A 15,335-nucleotide genomic window follows, 5' to 3' on the forward strand; every position below is an offset into this window, starting at 1 on the left:
CGGCGCTGGTGTCCGTTAGCCGTGGATGCCGCGGCGTTGCAGTGTCCGCCAGCGCAGCCTTCATCGAGTCCGCGCCCGACTAACGGACACAGCTGGGCTTATTCGGCGAAATATCGCCGATCAGGAACTCTAACGGACAGCGGCGCCGTTATTTGTCCATTTTGATCGCATATCGCCCCCAAAATGGGCGAATAGGAGCTCCTGTGTACGTTAGCCGCGCAGCTCGCTGACAGACAGGGAAATAACGGCGCTGGTGTCCGTTAGCCGTGGATGCCGCGGCGTTGCAGTGTCCGCCAGCGCAGCCTTCATCGAGTCCGCGCCCGACTAACGGACACAGCTGCGCTTATTCGGCGAAATATCGCCGATTAGGAACTCTAACGGACAGCGGCGCCGTTATTTGTCCATTTTGATTGAATTTCGTCCCCAAAATGGGCGAACAGGAGCTCCTGTGTCCGTTAGCCGCGCAGCGCGCTGACAGACAGGGAAATAACGGCGCTGGTGTCCGTTAGCCGTGTAATGCAGCCGTTAACAGGTAGCTTTCTGCTTATATTCCCTCTTTCATCCACCAATTCTGCCTATCGCCAATCGATCCACCATTAGTTCTGCCAGCATTTCCTCGTTCATCCACCAATTCAGCCTATCGACACTCGATCCACCACTAGTTCTGCCAGCGTTTCCACGTACGCCCACCAATTCAGCCTATCGACACTCGATCCACCACCAATTCTGCCAGCGTTTCCATGTACGCCCACCAATTCAGCCTATCGACACTCGATCCACCATTAGACCTGTCTGCATTTTCTCGTTCCTTCCACTACTTCTGGTTGCTTTTCACAATCCCCGCTAGTTATATCTGCGTTTCCTCGATCCACCACTAATTCTACCTATGTTCCTCGTCCATCCACCAAATCAGCCAATCGTCACTCATTCAGACGGCCTATCGCCAGTAAGAGGTTGCAACGAGACAAACTTGGCTATACCAGGGCAGTTCACTTCTTCTAACGGCATTTATATGCTATACTACAAAATGCGAACGCACGGTCGCATCGTGATGCTTCCCCCCATTGCAGCGTTTGCAAATTTATGCCGGAAGCTATACTCTTAGAATGAATTATGCCATTTATTCGCAGGAGGGGACAGACTTGAGATCATCTCGCTTCATATGGGGAACAATTGGCTTGACAGCCTCCATTACGACGATTGCATTCGCGGTAGGATTCGGCTACGCGGCGAATCAGATATGGTTTCCGAAAGCATCGGGTACGCTTCAGCTGAACACAGAGGCGCCGAAGAAGGAAACGATGATTGAAAGCAAGGCCAAGCTGCAAATTGTTGCGCTCGGCGATTCGTTGACCGCCGGTACAGGCGACAACACGGGCAAAGGCTACGTCGGACGCGTCCGCGAGAAGCTCGAGCAAGAAACCGGCAAGCCGGTCTTTGTGCTGAATAACCTGGCGATTCCGGGCTATAAGAGCGATCAATTGTTAGCTGATCTTGCTCTGAAGAAGACGCAGGATGCGCTGGCTCAGGCCGATATTGTTTTGCTGACGATTGGCGGCAATGACATATTCGCAGGCGGAGAAGGGTTGTTCACAGGGGACAATCAAACCGAGTTTAACCCCGAAGCCGCGGTTAGCCGCGTCACGCCAGCACTTGAGAAAATGGACAAGATTTTGCAAGCCATCAATCAGGCGAATCCGAAAGCAACCGTGCTTTATGTCGGGCTGTATCACCCGTTCCTGGATCTCGACGCCAAGAGGGAGGGCTCTTTGATCGTTCAGCGCTGGAATAACGGTGTCTTCGAACTGATCAATCGCTACCCGCAGATGATCATTGTCCCGACCTACGATTTGTTCGAACAAAATTTGATGAAATATTTGTCGTCTAGCGATCATTTTCATCCCAATGCGGATGGCTATGAGCGGATTGCGGATCGAATTTTACAAATTCTGAAGTAATGGGGGCAGGCAAAAATGGCAGCATCAGCAACAACATCAGCAACAGCAACAACCGTTCCTACAACCGTGTTGTCCGTTAAAAACTTAAAAAAACGAATTAAAAATAAAGAGATTATCAAAGGCATTTCCTTCGACGTGTATGCAGGTGAAATCTTCGGCTTTCTCGGACCGAACGGTTCCGGCAAAACGACAACCATCCGGATGCTTGTCGATCTGATCCGTCCGACGGAGGGCAGCATCGAAATCTGCGGCTACGATGTCCGCAAGCAGCACAATCAAGCTATGCGCCACATCGGCTGTATCGTTGAGAACCCGGAGCTGTACTCGTACTTGACAGGTTGGGAAAATCTTGAGCATTTCGCCCGGATGCTGCCGGATGTCGGTGAGGAGAGAATCCAGGAGGTCGTCGACATTGTCTCGATGGACGCTCGGATTCACGATAAAGTGCGGACCTATTCGCTCGGGATGAGACAGCGGCTTGGCATCGCTCAAGCATTGCTGGGACGGCCGAGCCTGCTTATTTTGGACGAGCCGACCAACGGCCTTGATCCGCAAGGCATTAAGGAAATGAGAGAATTCATCCAACGGTTAGCCGAAGGCGGATTAAGTTTGTTCGTTTCGTCCCACTTATTGAGTGAAATTCAACAAATGTGCGACAGGGTCGCGATCATTAGTCACGGGCAAGTGATTCAAGTAGGAGCCGTAGATGATTTGATTGCGCAGGGGGGCAAAGTGGTGTGGTCCGTGTCTCCGGCCGATAAGGCCGAGGGGCTTCTAGATGCGTCGCCGCTTGTGCATGCCATCGAGGAGATTGCTCAAGACGAGCACCATCTCACCCAGTCTTCGGTGAAACAAATCGTCACTCAGATGGATAAAGAGCATGTCCCGCAATTAAGCCGCGAATTGATGGAAGCAGGAATTAGCCTCTTTGCCGTAGAAATCAAGAACCCGACACTGGAAGATTTGTTCTTGAGCCTGACCGAAGGGGAAACGATACATTAGGGAGGGTGAGAGAAGTGCGTACTTTGTATGAGCTTGTCAAAAACGAATGCATCAAAATGATCAAGAAAAAGCGGTTCTATGTCATTATTCTTATCCTGCTTGCCCTTATTCCTATGTTTACGTATGCTCAAATGCGAGTCGCACAAAACGCTCAGAAGCAATTCGGCACAACGGATTGGAAGGCTGAGCAGCGTCAGAGAGTGATCGACTGGGAAAAGCGCCTAAGCTCCGTGCGCACCCCGGACGAGTTCAAGCAGCAGCTCAGGGTGCAAATTCAAATTGCGAATTATTATTTGGAGCAGGATGTCGATCCGAGCTCCCCGAATGCCGTTACGTTTACGCGCGAGTTTGTGAAAAATGCCGTCTCTTTATTCATCCCGTTGATCATTATGGTGATTTCTGCAGACATCGTATCATCCGAGCATTCTACGGGGACTATTAAATTATTGTTGACAAGACCGGTTCAGCGATGGAAAATCCTATTGAGCAAATTAATTACCGTTATTTTCTTTACTTCGCTCACCGTATTGTCCACAGGGGTCATGTGTTACTTGATTTCAGGCCTTGTGTTCGGCTATAACGGATGGACGATGCCCATATTTACCGGGATCCAAGTGAATGGTACGGAAGTGGACTTCTCCTTGGTCAGAGCCGTCGATCAATGGTTCTTTCTCCTTATGGAGTTCGGACTGGTATGGTTCTCTGCGCTGGTTGTCTCTTTCATGTCGCTTATGATCTCGGTGCTCATTCGTTCCACAGCAGCAGGTATGGGGGTAATGCTCGCCGTATTGATATCTGGTACGATTCTCTCGAATATGGTGTCGTCTTGGGAAACCGCCAAATATTTATTTATGGTCAACCTGGATTTAACCAAGTATTTAACGGGAGGGCTTCCGCCGATCAAGGGGATGGACTTAGGATTCTCGCTAAGCGTTTTGAGCGTTTGGGCTGCAGCTTCGCTCATCGTGTCCTTTACAGTTTTCACGCGCAAAGATATATTGAATTAAAAGATAACATGGAGAGGCGGATCTCCTGATGATGTACCCTATACTAGACAAAGGAGGGCTTCAATGACTGAGCAGCTAGAATTAGCGAATGGAAAAGCCCCAACATCCAATTATGAAGCAGATGATATTCAAGTACTGGAAGGGCTCGTCGCTGTGCGCAAAAGACCGGGCATGTACATCGGCAGCACCAGCTCATCCGGTTTGCATCACTTGGTTTGGGAAATCGTCGATAATGCGGTAGATGAGCATTTGGCGAAGTTTTGTTCCAAAATAACCGTAACGATACATAAGGACCAATCGATTACCGTTCAGGATAACGGCCGTGGGATTCCGACCGGCATGCATAAGACGGGAGTGCCTACGCCGCAAGTCGTGTACACCATTCTCCATGCCGGCGGGAAGTTCGGCGGGTCGGGCTATAAGAAATCCGGAGGTCTTCACGGCGTAGGCGCATCGGTTACGAACGCGCTTTCCGAGTGGCTGGAGGTTGAAATTTACCGGGACGGCAAAATTCACCGGATGCGCTTCGAATATTGGGTGGACGATGCGGGCGTCGAGCACGTCGGGGAGCCTGTAACCCCGCTCGAAGTGATTGGCAATACGAATCGGACGGGAACGAAGGTTACGTTCAAGCCTGACAAAAGGGTGTTCCAAGGCGGGACAACGATCTCCTATGATACGCTGGCCGAGCGGCTGCAGGAAATTGCTTTCCTGAACTCGGGGCTGCTTGTGAATATCAAGGATGAGCGTACGGACAAACAGGAGTCTTTTCAGTATGAAGGCGGCGCCAGCCAATTCGTTGAGTTCCTGAATGAAGAGAAGACGGTGCTTCACCCGGTCATTCATTTTGCCGCAGAAAAGGATGAGATTGAGGTCGAAGTCGCCCTGCAGTATAATGACGGCTACACCGAAACGATTGCTTCCTTCGTGAACGCCATCCCGACTCGCGGCGGCGGTACGCATGAGACAGGTTTCAAGACGGCGTACACGCGCGTCATGAATGAATATGCCCGCAAAGCGGGAATTCTCAAGGAAAAAGAAAAAAATCTGGACGGCACCGACCTGCGGGAAGGGATGATGGCTGTCATCAATATTAAAATGGGCGAGGTCGAATTCGTCGGTCAAACGAAGGACCAGCTTGGAAGCGCTATTGCCAGAAGTGCGGTCGATGCGGTCGTTTCCGATAAAATGACGGTATTCCTGGAAGAGAATCCGCAAATCGCGCAAATGATGCTGAAGAAGGCTGTGCAAGCCTCCAAAGCACGTGAAGCGGCACGCAAAGCGAGAGAAGAGATTCGCAGCGGGAAGAAGGGCAAGAGCGAAAGCTCGAACCTGGGCGGGAAGCTGACTCCCGCACAATCCAAGGATCTCCAACGCAATGAATTGTTCGTCGTTGAGGGCGATTCCGCCGGCGGATCGGCGAAGCAGGGCCGCGACTCCAAGCATCAGGCCATCCTGCCGCTGAAAGGCAAGCCGATGAATCCCGAGAAAGCGAAGCTGCTCGACATCATGAAAAATGACGAGTATAAAGCGATTATCGCCGCGATCGGCGCTGGCGTCGGTTCCGATTTTGAGTTAGATGAGATGAATTACGGCAAAATTATTATTATGACGGACGCCGATACCGATGGCGCGCACATTCAAGTGCTCTTGCTTACGTTCTTCTACCGGTATATGAAGCCGATGCTGGATGCAGGCAAGGTGTATATCGCTCAGCCTCCGCTCTATAAAGTGACGCGCAAAGGCAAAAACGGCGGGTACAAATATGCTTGGACGGACGAGCAGCTGCAAGCGGTTGTCAAAGAAATGGGCAAGAACAGCGAATTGCAGCGTTATAAAGGACTTGGCGAGATGAATCCGGAGCAGCTGTGGGAAACGACGATGAATCCGGAGAGCCGTACTTTGCTGCAAGTGCAGATCGAGGATGCTGCGAAAGCGGAGCGCCGCGTGACGACATTAATGGGTGACAAGGTAGATCCGCGCAAGCGCTGGATTATCGAGAACGTTGATTTTACCGAATATGTAGAGTAGACCAAAAAGAGTGGTGACTGAACGTTGGGCATTTTAGAAGAGTTTTTACCCGCCTATCTGGAGGAGATCGTTGGCGATCGCTTCGGGCGGTATTCCAAATATATTATTCAGGACCGCGCGATTCCTGACGTAAGAGACGGCTTGAAACCCGTTCAGCGGCGTGTTCTGTATGCAATGTACGACTCCGGCAACACGCCGGATAAACCGTATCGCAAATCCGCCAAAACGGTTGGGGATGTCATGGGTAATTATCATCCGCACGGCGATGCGTCGATCTATGACGGCATGGTGCGGATGGCGCAGCCGTGGAAAATGGGGCATACGCTCGTGGACGGCCACGGTAACTGGGGATCGCTCGACGACGATCCGCCGGCAGCGATGCGTTATACGGAAGCAAGGCTGTCCGAGATTGCGATGGAACTGCTTCGCGACATTGAGAAACGTACGGTGTTGTTCAAGGACAACTTCGACAATTCCACGAAGGAGCCTGTCGTGCTTCCGGCGCGTTATCCCAATTTGCTCGTAAACGGTGTGAGCGGCATTTCGGCAGGCTTCGCAACGGAAATTCCACCGCATAATTTGCGTGAGATTATCGACGCTTGTACGGCGATGATCGACAAGCCCGAGATTACGGTCGACGAGTTAATGACCATCGTCAAAGGGCCGGATTTCCCGACCTCCGGTATTATTATGGGGGAAGAAGGCATCCGGGACGCGTATCGCACCGGCAAAGGCAGGATCTACATCCGCTCCAAAACGGCGATTGAGGATCTGCGCGGGGGCAAACAGCAAATCGTGATTACGGAAATCCCGTACCAAGTCGTGAAATCGCGTCTTGTTACGTCGATGGAAAATATTCGTCTGGAGAAAAAGGTCGAGGGCATCGCGGAAGTGCGCGATGAGAGCGGCCGCAACGGCTTGCGGATCGTGATTGAGCTGAAGAAAGAAGCGGATGCGCAGGGGATTCTGGCCTATCTGCTGAAGAAAACGGACTTGCAAGTCACGTATAACTTCAATATGGTTGCGATTGTGAATAAGGCGCCGCGCCAATTGGGGATTCGCGAAATCCTGGAAGCTTACATCGAGCATCAGAAGGAAGTCGTTACCTTCCGTTCCCAATATGAGCTGGAGAAAGCGGAAGACCGCGCTCATGTGCTGGAAGGACTCGTGAAAGCACTTAATATATTGGACGAGGTTATCGCGACGATCAAAGCGTCCAAAAACCGCCAGGATGCTCAAAATAATCTGGTCGAGAAATTCGGCTTCTCCGAGCGCCAAGCCGATGCCATCCTTGTTTTGCAATTATACCGGTTAACGAATTTGGAAATTACGACGCTTGAGAAAGAATTGAAAGACGTTGAGAAAACGATTGCTTATTTGCGCGGCATTCTTGGCAGCTTGAAGAAGCTGCTCGGCGTGATCAAGGATGAGATGGGCGAAATCCGTAAAAAGTACGGAATCGACCGCCGTTCCGAGATCCAAGGGGAAGTTGAAGAGCTCAAGGTGAACCTGGAAGTGCTTGTTAATCCGGAAGATGTATTCGTTACGCTCTCGAATGAGGGTTATCTGAAGCGCACCAGCAAGCTGTCCTTTACTCGTTCCGGCGGCGAGTTGGAGAATACGGGACTTAAGGATGGGGATTACCTCCGCTATCTCCTTGACGTGAATACCATAGAGAATCTGCTGATCTTCACAAAGAAAGGGCTGTATTACCTGCTGCCTGTCCATCAGGTGCCCGAGTACAAGTGGAAAGAAAACGGCACCGCCATCGTTAATGTCATCCCGATCGCCAAGGAAGACCGCATCGTCAGCGTCATTCCGGTGAAAGGCTTCGACGATCCGGCGAAATCGCTCGTGTTCGTGACACGCAGAGGCCAAGTGAAACGGACGGAGCTCAAAGAGTACATGACGAACCGTTCCAACGGAATCGTCGCGTGCAAGCTCGGCGAGCAGGATGATGTGCTGCAGGTGCAGCTCAGCGACAACACGAAGGAAATTCTGCTCGTCACGAAGCAGGGCATGAGCATCCGCTTCCGCGAGGAGGAAGTGAACCCGATGGGCCGTGCGGCCGGTGGCGTGCGCGGCATCCAGCTCAAGGAGGACGACGAGGTCGTTGCCGCCGAGTGGATTTATGGCGATGAGGGCGAAGTGCTCGTCATTTCGGATCTCGGGTATGCGAAACGGTCGCTTGTCGTCGATTATCCGATTCAAGGGCGCGGAGGGAAAGGCATTCTTACCTTCGAATTCAAGGAAGGCAAGCGCGTAAGGCCTAACGGCTCGGCGCTCATCCGCACGTTCATCGTGAAGATGGATTATTTGATCACCGCGATTATGAGCAATGGCGAGAAGCTTCGCTTCTCTACGGAGACTGCACCTTTGGAAGACCGCAAGGCTCAAGGCAAGCAGCTGATCCCGGTGACCAAGACGGAGTCGATCGTCGATGTGCTGCGCTTCCCTCAATCATAGGAGATTGACGGAGGGTCCAGCTTTTCCATCAATTTAAAAGCTAACTCCAATACGACCCACAGGGGCATCGGTTCATCCAACCGATCCAGCCACTGTGGGTCGTTCAATATGCCGGCTTCCAGTGCTTTTTTGCCGAGCTCCATTTTCCAAGCGTCCACTTGACACCACTCCTTCATAGGCAGTTCACGATAAATATCCGCTTCACAGTATATGTCGGGAGTGGGCGTTGTGTTAAAAAAAGTCGAGCGGCAAGCCGCCTCTCACAGGAACAGACAAAGTTAGCGGAGCGTCGACAAACTGCCACAGCATGTCCTATTCAAGCGCAGCTTTTGTAGGAAAGTATTAATGGCATTAACCTTTTAACGAGCGGTAATGCGTGCTATACTTGGCTTATAGTAGATGTTGGAAGCGAGTTGATGTGAGGTTGTATTCTGATGAGTTTGGAAAGCTGTGGCTGAAATTGTCTAAGGAATTGAAGAGCCAGATGGAAGTAGGATTAGCACCTACGATTACAGAAGGGCAACTTAATGTATTAGAATTGCTTATGACGAATGAGCGTATGAAGCCTTCAGATCTAATCGAATATTTAACTACAACACCTGCGGCGGTTACAACTCTATTAGATCGTATGGAGAAAAGCGAATTAATCGTGAGAGTGCGAGATGAGAAAGACCGCCGGATCGTCTGGGTTCATGTAACAGACAAAGGAAGGGCGGAATGCGAGCGCGGTACGTTAATCCGGGAACAACTCCTCGATACGTACCTGAGCCGCGTGTCCGCCCATAATCAGAAACTGCTCATTTATTTGCTAGGAAAGGTTGCGAATTGATGTCTTGCGGCAAGGAACTTACAATTCCGGAATTGTAAATTCGCTCCACGGCCGCTGCACCGGAGGCAGCGAGCGGAAATGCATCCGCTCCTTAAGCGTCGGATGCTCGAAGGAGAGCGCCGCCGCCCAGAGCGCAAGCTGCTGGCCCGGCTTATTGACCGCGCTGCCATAGCGCTGGTCGCCATACAGCGTGCAGCCGATCGCGGCCATCTGCACGCGGATCTGATGCGGCCGCCCGGTATGCAGCTTGATCTGTACCAAGCTGAAGCCGTCACGGCTGCCGAGCAGCTTATAATCCAGCACAGCTTCCTTGGCTTCGTGCTGGCCCGGTTTGACGACGGAGACGGTGTTCGTCTTCGTATCCTTCCAGAGCCAGTGACGCAGCGTAGCGGACGGCTGTGGCGGTTTGCCATGCACAATTGCGACGTACGTCTTATCGAGCTGCCTCGTTCTTACGGCGTCCGAAAGCCGCGAAGCGGCCTTGGACGTCTTGGCGAAGACCATGACGCCGCCGACGGGACGGTCAAGCCGGTGAACAAGTCCGAGGTATACATTACCGGGCTTGTTGTGCCGAAGCTTGATGTCCGCCTTCAGCGCGTTCAGCAGGTCGGGATCGCGTGAATCGTCTTCCTGCGTCGGCATGTTCACGGGCTTCTCCACGACGAGAATGTGGTTGTCTTCGAACAGAATAGGTATTTGCGTGTCGGCCACGTTAAGCCTCCCAGCGTCCCAATATGCCGCAAGGGAGCATTAATCCGGAGTGGGTGATCGGCAATCCGATTTCTCCGCTGGAGATTGTGCCGCCGTGCTTGCTTTTCATCGCCATGGACAAGATGTTGTGCAGCACGGTTGCCGAGATGCCGGTTGTATACGAATTGATCAACAGGAAGAGCGGATTGTCGGTCAGAATCGTTTGGCATGTCTGGATGAAAGGAAAGAGATCTTCCTCCAATTTCCAGGTTTCGCCATTCGGCCCGCGTCCGTACGATGGAGGATCCATGATGATGGCATCGTATTTGCTGCCGCGGCGCTGCTCGCGCTGTACGAATTTGAACACGTCATCCGTAATGAAGCGAACGGGACGGCTGCCCATGCCGCTTAAGTGCAAGTTCTCTTTGGCCCATTGGACGACGCCTTTGGACGCATCGACGTGACAAACCTCGGCACCTGCATATGCGCACGCTAGCGACGCACCGCCGGTATAAGCGAACAGGTTCAACACTTTAATCGGCCTTTTGGCGCCTTGGATCTTCTCAATCATCCATTTCCAGTTCACGGCTTGCTCCGGAAATAAGCCCGTATGCTTGAAGCCTGTAGGCTTAATATAGAAAGTAAGCTTCTGGTCATAAGTGATCGTCCAACGCTCAGGAATTTCCGTATGGTGCTGCCATTGCCCGCCGCCGCTGGAGCTGCGGTGATAATGAGCATCCGCCTGACGCCAGGCTTGCGTTTCTTTCTCCAACGGCCAAATGATTTGCGGGTCCGGTCTTCTCAGGACGATCGTCCCCCAACGTTCCAGCTTTTCGCCGCTGCCGGTATCGAGAAGCTCGTAATCTACCCAGTCTTTTGCATAAAACATTGCTTCATTCCATCCTTCAACTTGTTTACTTTAACAAACATCCATTGTACACCATTTATTGACTTAAATCGATCTTTTCAATCAAAGCGGGCAGTTCTTTTTCGGTAAATTGCTGCATCTGGACCGGTTCCAGCGAATCTTTCAACGATTCCTTCACGGAATCCAGCGATTTAACGGATCTCGATTCAACTTTGATGACATGGTAGCCATATTGCGTCTCGACAGGGTCGCCGACGGTTCCAATCGCTTGCTCGACGGCAGCTTTCTTAAATTCGGGCACCCAGAGGCCAACCTCGGCATCCGCATACAGTCCGCCGGTCTCCTTGGAACCTGGATCGTCCGTCAGTTGTTGAGCCAGCTTCGCAAAGTCTTCGCCGTTCTTCAAGCGCTGCTGCACATCTTTCGCCAGCTTGAGGGCTTCTTCTTTGGTCCGTTTCACGGTGCCGTCGCTGCTGGTCAGACCGATAAGGATGTGGCGTACGGAGGCAATCGTATAAGCGTCCTTGTTCGCCTGCAGGTTGGCATCGTACTGCGCCTTCAGCTGGGCATCCGTAATGGTGGACCTGATTGCATGCTGCGCGATGACTTGTCCGACCCAAGCATATTGAAGCTGCGATTCCGTCACATTCGCTCTCTTGAGTATGTCTTGGAACTGCTGTTCGCCGGAATCTTGCTTCCACTTGTTGATTTGTTGTTCGGCCCCGGTTTTGGCTGCAAGGCGTTCTGTTTCCGAGGATCTGTCATACAAGATTCGGTTCCCGATCAATTGGGTAAGAACGTTTTTTTGATACGCCTGATCGTCTTTCGAAGCGTTATGGTATTGGTTGAATAAACCTTGAATCGCGAAGAACGTATCGAAATCGCCGCGGGTTACCGTACCGCCATGGTACGAAGCCACAATGGCATTCGGATTGCTGCCGATCCAGATCGTCTCATTCGCCTCATCCCATTCGACCTTCTTGCCAAGGGCTTCACTGACGAAGCGAAGAGGCACATATGTCGATCCTTCATAAATAAAGCCTTTGCCGCCATCAGGCGTCTTCTCGACACCATCGAACATATATTTGAGACTGCGGAAGGCGACTTCAATTTGAGTGCCAGCCGCAAAAGCGGCCGTGCCGCTAATTAACGAACCGATCGTTAAACCAACGATAAGTCCTTTTACCTTGTCTTTCATAACCTGGGTTCCACCTTTCAGTTATTAGTCACATTAATAATTCACCCCGCGCGAACTATTTTCCTTTTTTTAATATGAGGGGTTGAAGGAATTATCGCCTTGTATGTGGTATTAAAGGTGTATGTAATTATTTATTACATCCATATATTGATTGTTTAGGTTGAATATGGGAGGGATTACATGGGGGTTAATGTTGGTACACCCAGCTCAGAAGATTTGTTTCTGCTTCATGAAGGATCCCTGTATCACAGTTATCGGATTATGGGGGCGCATGTTAGCAAAGCTAAGGGCCAGGAGGGCGTTCGATTCGCTGTATGGGCACCTCATGCCAAACAGGTATATTTGCTCGGTGATTTCAATCAATGGCAATCGGGTAAGCATCGCATGGAGAAATTCAGCACGCTTGGCGTATGGATGCTTTTTGTTCCTGAGGCAAGCGAAGGGGACTATTACAAGTTCGAGATTCATAGCGAAACCGGCCAAATTTTGTTGAAAGCCGACCCCTACGCCTTCTATTCCGAAGTTCGTCCAGGCACGGCCTCGCGAGTCGCCGATCTCCATGGCTATGAATGGCAGGATCAAGCATGGCAGCAGCAGAAAAAGCTGAATCCGTCTTATGATAAGCCTCTGTCCATTTATGAGGTGCATCTCGGTACTTGGCGTAAAAAAGATAAGAAAAGCGAAGAATTATATACTTATGAGCAGCTGACGGAGGAGCTTGTCGACTACGCAGTTGAAATGGGTTATACACATATTGAAGTCATGCCGCTCGCCGAGCACCCGTTCGACCGCTCTTGGGGCTACCAGGCAACCGGGTATTATTCGGTGACGAGCCGGCACGGTTCGCCTAAAGCGTTCATGCAGTTCGTCGACCGCTGCCATCAGAAGGGGATCGGGGTCATTATGGACTGGGTGCCCGGCCATTTCTGCAAGGATGCCCACGGGCTCAGGCAGTTCGATGGAAAGCCGCTGTATGAATACGAAGATCCCCGCAAAGCGGAGAAGCTGGAGTGGGGGACGCTCACGTTCGATTTCGGCAGGCCGGAGGTGCAGAGCTTTCTCATCTCCAACGCGATCTTCTGGATGGATATGTACCATATCGACGGAATACGGGTGGACGCGGTCGCTTCCATGCTGCATCTGAATTTCGGAAGATGGAACGAGAAGCCTCTGAAGAATCAATGGGTCGGTGACGACAACCCTGAAGCGATCGCTTTCCTGAGAAAGCTGAATCAGGTCGTCTTCTCGTACTACCCGGAAGCGTTAATGATGGCGGAGGATTCGACCGACTGGCCGCTCGTGACGGCTCCCGTGCATGACGGCGGATTAGGGTTTAACTATAAGTGGAACATGGGCTGGATGAACGATATGCTTCGCTATATGAAGCTGGATCCGGTTTACCGCAAATATCACCATAAGCTGATTACGTTCTCTTTCATGTACGCGTTCAGCGAAAATTATGTGCTGCCGTTCTCCCACGATGAGGTCGTACACGGCAAACGCTCCCTGCTGCATAAGATGCCGGGTGATTATTGGCAGAAATTCGCCAACCTTCGCGTATTATATGGATATATGACGGGGCACCCTGGGAAGAAGCTGCTGTTCATGGGCAGTGAATTCGGTCAATTCGACGAATGGAAGGACCAGGAAGAGCTGGATTGGTTCCTGCTCCGGGGTTATGAGAAGCATGAGCAGATGCATCATTACGTGAAGAAGCTCAATCAATTCTATAAGGACCAGCCGGCCTTATGGCAGAAGGATCATCACCCGGACGGATTCCAATGGATCAATCCGCATGACGAGAGCCAGAGTGTCGTAACCTTCATGCGCAAAGGCGATTCGTCTGAGGACGATTTGATTCTCGTCTGCAATTTCACGCCGGTGGTCCATCCGGACTATAAGATCGGCGTTCCGCACAACGGGATCTATGAAGTTGTTTTCAATAGCGATGCAGTCGAATTCGGAGGATCCGGTCAAGGGAACAAACTGCCGATTACGAGTGTCAAACATACGTGGCATGGCCTGCCTTACAGCTTATCGTTGTGTATTCCGCCGCTTGCGGCTGTGTATATAAAATGTGTTCAGCAATTCCAAGATGAGAATGACGACGAAGTTGAAGGGGGAAATCAGAGATGCGCAGTAAAGAATGTGTTGCCATGCTCCTCGCTGGTGGAGAAGGACGAAGATTAGGCGTACTGACGAACAATTTGGCGAAGCCAGCCGTACACTTTGGCGGTAAATACCGTATCATTGATTTCACCCTAAGCAATTGCACGAATTCGGGTATCGATACTGTAGGTGTCTTGACCCAATATCAACCACTTGTGCTCAACACGTATATAGGCATCGGCAGTTCATGGGATTTGGACCGCAAGAACGGCGGTGTCACCGTATTGCCTCCGTTCATGGAACAAAAGGGCGGAGACTGGTATAAAGGTACAGCCAATGCGATTTATCGCAATATCGGCTTCATCGAGCAGTATGACCCGGAGTATGTACTGATCATCTCGGGTGATCACATATATAAGATGGATTACGACAAGATGCTGTCGTATCACAAAGAGAAGAATGCGGATGCGTCGATCGCCGTCATTGAAGTGAAATGGGAAGAAACGAGCCGTTTCGGCATCATGAGCGTCAATGACAATCAGGAAATTACCGAATTTGCCGAGAAACCAAAAGAAGCGAACAGCAATCTGGCTTCGATGGGTATTTATATTTTCAACTGGAGCGTGCTCAAAGCGTATTTGATCGCCGATGAGGAAAATCCGAATTCCAGTAAAGATTTCGGGAAAGATATCATCCCGATGATGCTGCAGAACGAAGCAAGAATGTTCGCATATCCGTTCGAAGGCTACTGGAAGGATGTCGGTACGATCGATTCTTTATGGGAAGCGAATATGGATCTGCTGGATGAGAATAATGAGCTTAATCTGAATGACAAAGATTGGCGCGTATACTCCCAGAATCCGTATCAGCCTGCACAATATGTAGCGCCAACGGCTAACATCAAGCGTTCGTTGGTGAACGAAGGCTGTGCAATTTTTGGCGATGTCGATCATTCGGTTCTGTTCTTCGGCGTTCAAGTAGGGGAAGGCACGCAGATTCGCGACTCCGTCATTATGCCTAATGCCAAAATTGGAAATAACGTGATCATTAACAAAGCGATTATCGGGGAGAACACCGTCGTGGAAGACGGCGCCGTTGTCGATGGAAACGGGGAAATTACACTAATAGGCGGCAACGAACGAGTACTCGCGACTGCCAAACAGAAGGGATGATCACA

General features: G+C 51.1%; 12 protein-coding genes. 8 read left to right on the forward strand and 4 right to left on the reverse strand.

Going from position 1 to position 15,335, the window contains the following annotated elements; translation table 11 throughout:
• Window positions 1-1,142 precede the first annotated feature (1,142 nt).
• The 5 genes from J2X61_RS19530 (at window position 1,143) to gyrA (ending at window position 8,464) form a co-directional block, all read left to right on the forward strand.
• A complete protein-coding gene (locus tag J2X61_RS19530; protein WP_274468176.1) occupies window positions 1,143-1,958 on the forward strand; it encodes a GDSL-type esterase/lipase family protein in 816 nt (271 codons plus the stop codon).
• A gap of 15 nt (window positions 1,959-1,973) precedes the next feature.
• Window positions 1,974-2,960: an ABC transporter ATP-binding protein gene (locus J2X61_RS19535; protein ID WP_274468177.1), complete on the forward strand. Its 987-nt coding sequence runs from the start codon at window positions 1,974-1,976 to the stop codon at window positions 2,958-2,960.
• Between the two features lie 14 nt (window positions 2,961-2,974).
• Complete coding sequence (locus J2X61_RS19540; RefSeq protein ID WP_274468179.1) at window positions 2,975-3,967, forward strand: ABC transporter permease; 993 nt, start codon at window positions 2,975-2,977, stop codon at window positions 3,965-3,967.
• Between the two features lie 63 nt (window positions 3,968-4,030).
• Window positions 4,031-5,998 carry a DNA topoisomerase IV subunit B gene (gene parE, locus J2X61_RS19545; protein WP_274468181.1) on the forward strand — a complete coding sequence of 656 codons (1,968 nt, stop codon included), beginning with the start codon at window positions 4,031-4,033 and terminating at the stop codon, window positions 5,996-5,998.
• Between the two features lie 24 nt (window positions 5,999-6,022).
• Window positions 6,023-8,464, forward strand: a complete 2,442-nt coding sequence (gyrA, locus tag J2X61_RS19550; RefSeq protein ID WP_274468183.1) for a DNA gyrase subunit A — start codon at window positions 6,023-6,025, stop codon at window positions 8,462-8,464.
• On the opposite strand, the gene J2X61_RS19555 is transcribed toward gyrA, so the two are convergent.
• A complete protein-coding gene (locus J2X61_RS19555; protein ID WP_274468185.1) occupies window positions 8,455-8,622 on the reverse strand; it encodes a hypothetical protein in 168 nt (55 codons plus the stop codon). The genes gyrA and J2X61_RS19555 overlap by 10 nt on opposite strands.
• 266 nt (window positions 8,623-8,888) lie before the next feature.
• On the opposite strand from J2X61_RS19555, the gene J2X61_RS19560 reads away from it, so the two are divergent.
• Complete coding sequence (locus tag J2X61_RS19560; RefSeq protein ID WP_310190127.1) at window positions 8,889-9,293, forward strand: MarR family winged helix-turn-helix transcriptional regulator; 405 nt, start codon at window positions 8,889-8,891, stop codon at window positions 9,291-9,293.
• Window positions 9,294-9,311: 18 nt separating this feature from the next.
• Here J2X61_RS19560 and J2X61_RS19565 read toward each other — a convergent pair whose 3' ends face one another.
• Genes J2X61_RS19565 through J2X61_RS19575 form a run of 3 tightly spaced genes read right to left on the reverse strand, consistent with a single transcriptional unit; the run spans window position 9,312 to window position 12,049 of the window.
• A complete protein-coding gene (locus J2X61_RS19565) occupies window positions 9,312-10,004 on the reverse strand; it encodes an RluA family pseudouridine synthase (protein WP_274468186.1) in 693 nt (230 codons plus the stop codon).
• Between the two features lies 1 nt (window position 10,005).
• A complete protein-coding gene (locus J2X61_RS19570; protein WP_274468187.1) occupies window positions 10,006-10,872 on the reverse strand; it encodes a class I SAM-dependent methyltransferase in 867 nt (288 codons plus the stop codon).
• A 55-nt stretch (window positions 10,873-10,927) separates the two neighbouring features.
• The gene (locus J2X61_RS19575; RefSeq protein WP_310189933.1) at window positions 10,928-12,049 is read right to left on the reverse strand and encodes a peptidylprolyl isomerase; all 1,122 of its coding nucleotides are present in this window, start codon (window positions 12,047-12,049) and stop codon (window positions 10,928-10,930) included.
• Window positions 12,050-12,229: 180 nt separating this feature from the next.
• On the opposite strand from J2X61_RS19575, the gene glgB reads away from it, so the two are divergent.
• Together glgB and J2X61_RS19585 are read left to right on the forward strand one after the other, a co-directional pair.
• Window positions 12,230-14,239 (forward strand): 1,4-alpha-glucan branching protein GlgB, encoded by a 2,010-nt coding sequence (gene glgB / locus J2X61_RS19580; protein ID WP_310189934.1) that lies wholly within the window; start codon window positions 12,230-12,232, stop codon window positions 14,237-14,239.
• Complete coding sequence (locus J2X61_RS19585) at window positions 14,182-15,330, forward strand: glucose-1-phosphate adenylyltransferase (RefSeq protein ID WP_274468192.1); 1,149 nt, start codon at window positions 14,182-14,184, stop codon at window positions 15,328-15,330. Before glgB ends, J2X61_RS19585 begins: the two co-directional genes overlap by 58 nt.
• The last annotated feature ends 5 nt before the right edge of the window (window positions 15,331-15,335 follow it).

It is taken from the genome of Bacillus sp. 3255 (genome assembly GCF_031456485.1).
In the GTDB taxonomy this organism is placed as follows: domain Bacteria; phylum Bacillota; class Bacilli; order Paenibacillales; family NBRC-103111; genus Paenibacillus_E.

Bases quoted from the DNA above. Each gene is read 5' to 3' on its own strand.
- J2X61_RS19585 (WP_274468192.1), top strand. From the start codon at position 14,182: ATGCGCAGTAAAGAATGTGTTGCCATGCTCCTCGCTGGTGGAGAAGGA.
- J2X61_RS19570 (WP_274468187.1), bottom strand. From the start codon at position 10,872: ATGTTTTATGCAAAAGACTGGGTAGATTACGAGCTTCTCGATACCGGC.
- glgB (WP_310189934.1), top strand. From the start codon at position 12,230: ATGGGGGTTAATGTTGGTACACCCAGCTCAGAAGATTTGTTTCTGCTT.
- parE (WP_274468181.1), top strand. From the start codon at position 4,031: ATGACTGAGCAGCTAGAATTAGCGAATGGAAAAGCCCCAACATCCAAT.
- J2X61_RS19575 (WP_310189933.1), bottom strand. From the start codon at position 12,049: ATGAAAGACAAGGTAAAAGGACTTATCGTTGGTTTAACGATCGGTTCG.
- J2X61_RS19535 (WP_274468177.1), top strand. From the start codon at position 1,974: ATGGCAGCATCAGCAACAACATCAGCAACAGCAACAACCGTTCCTACA.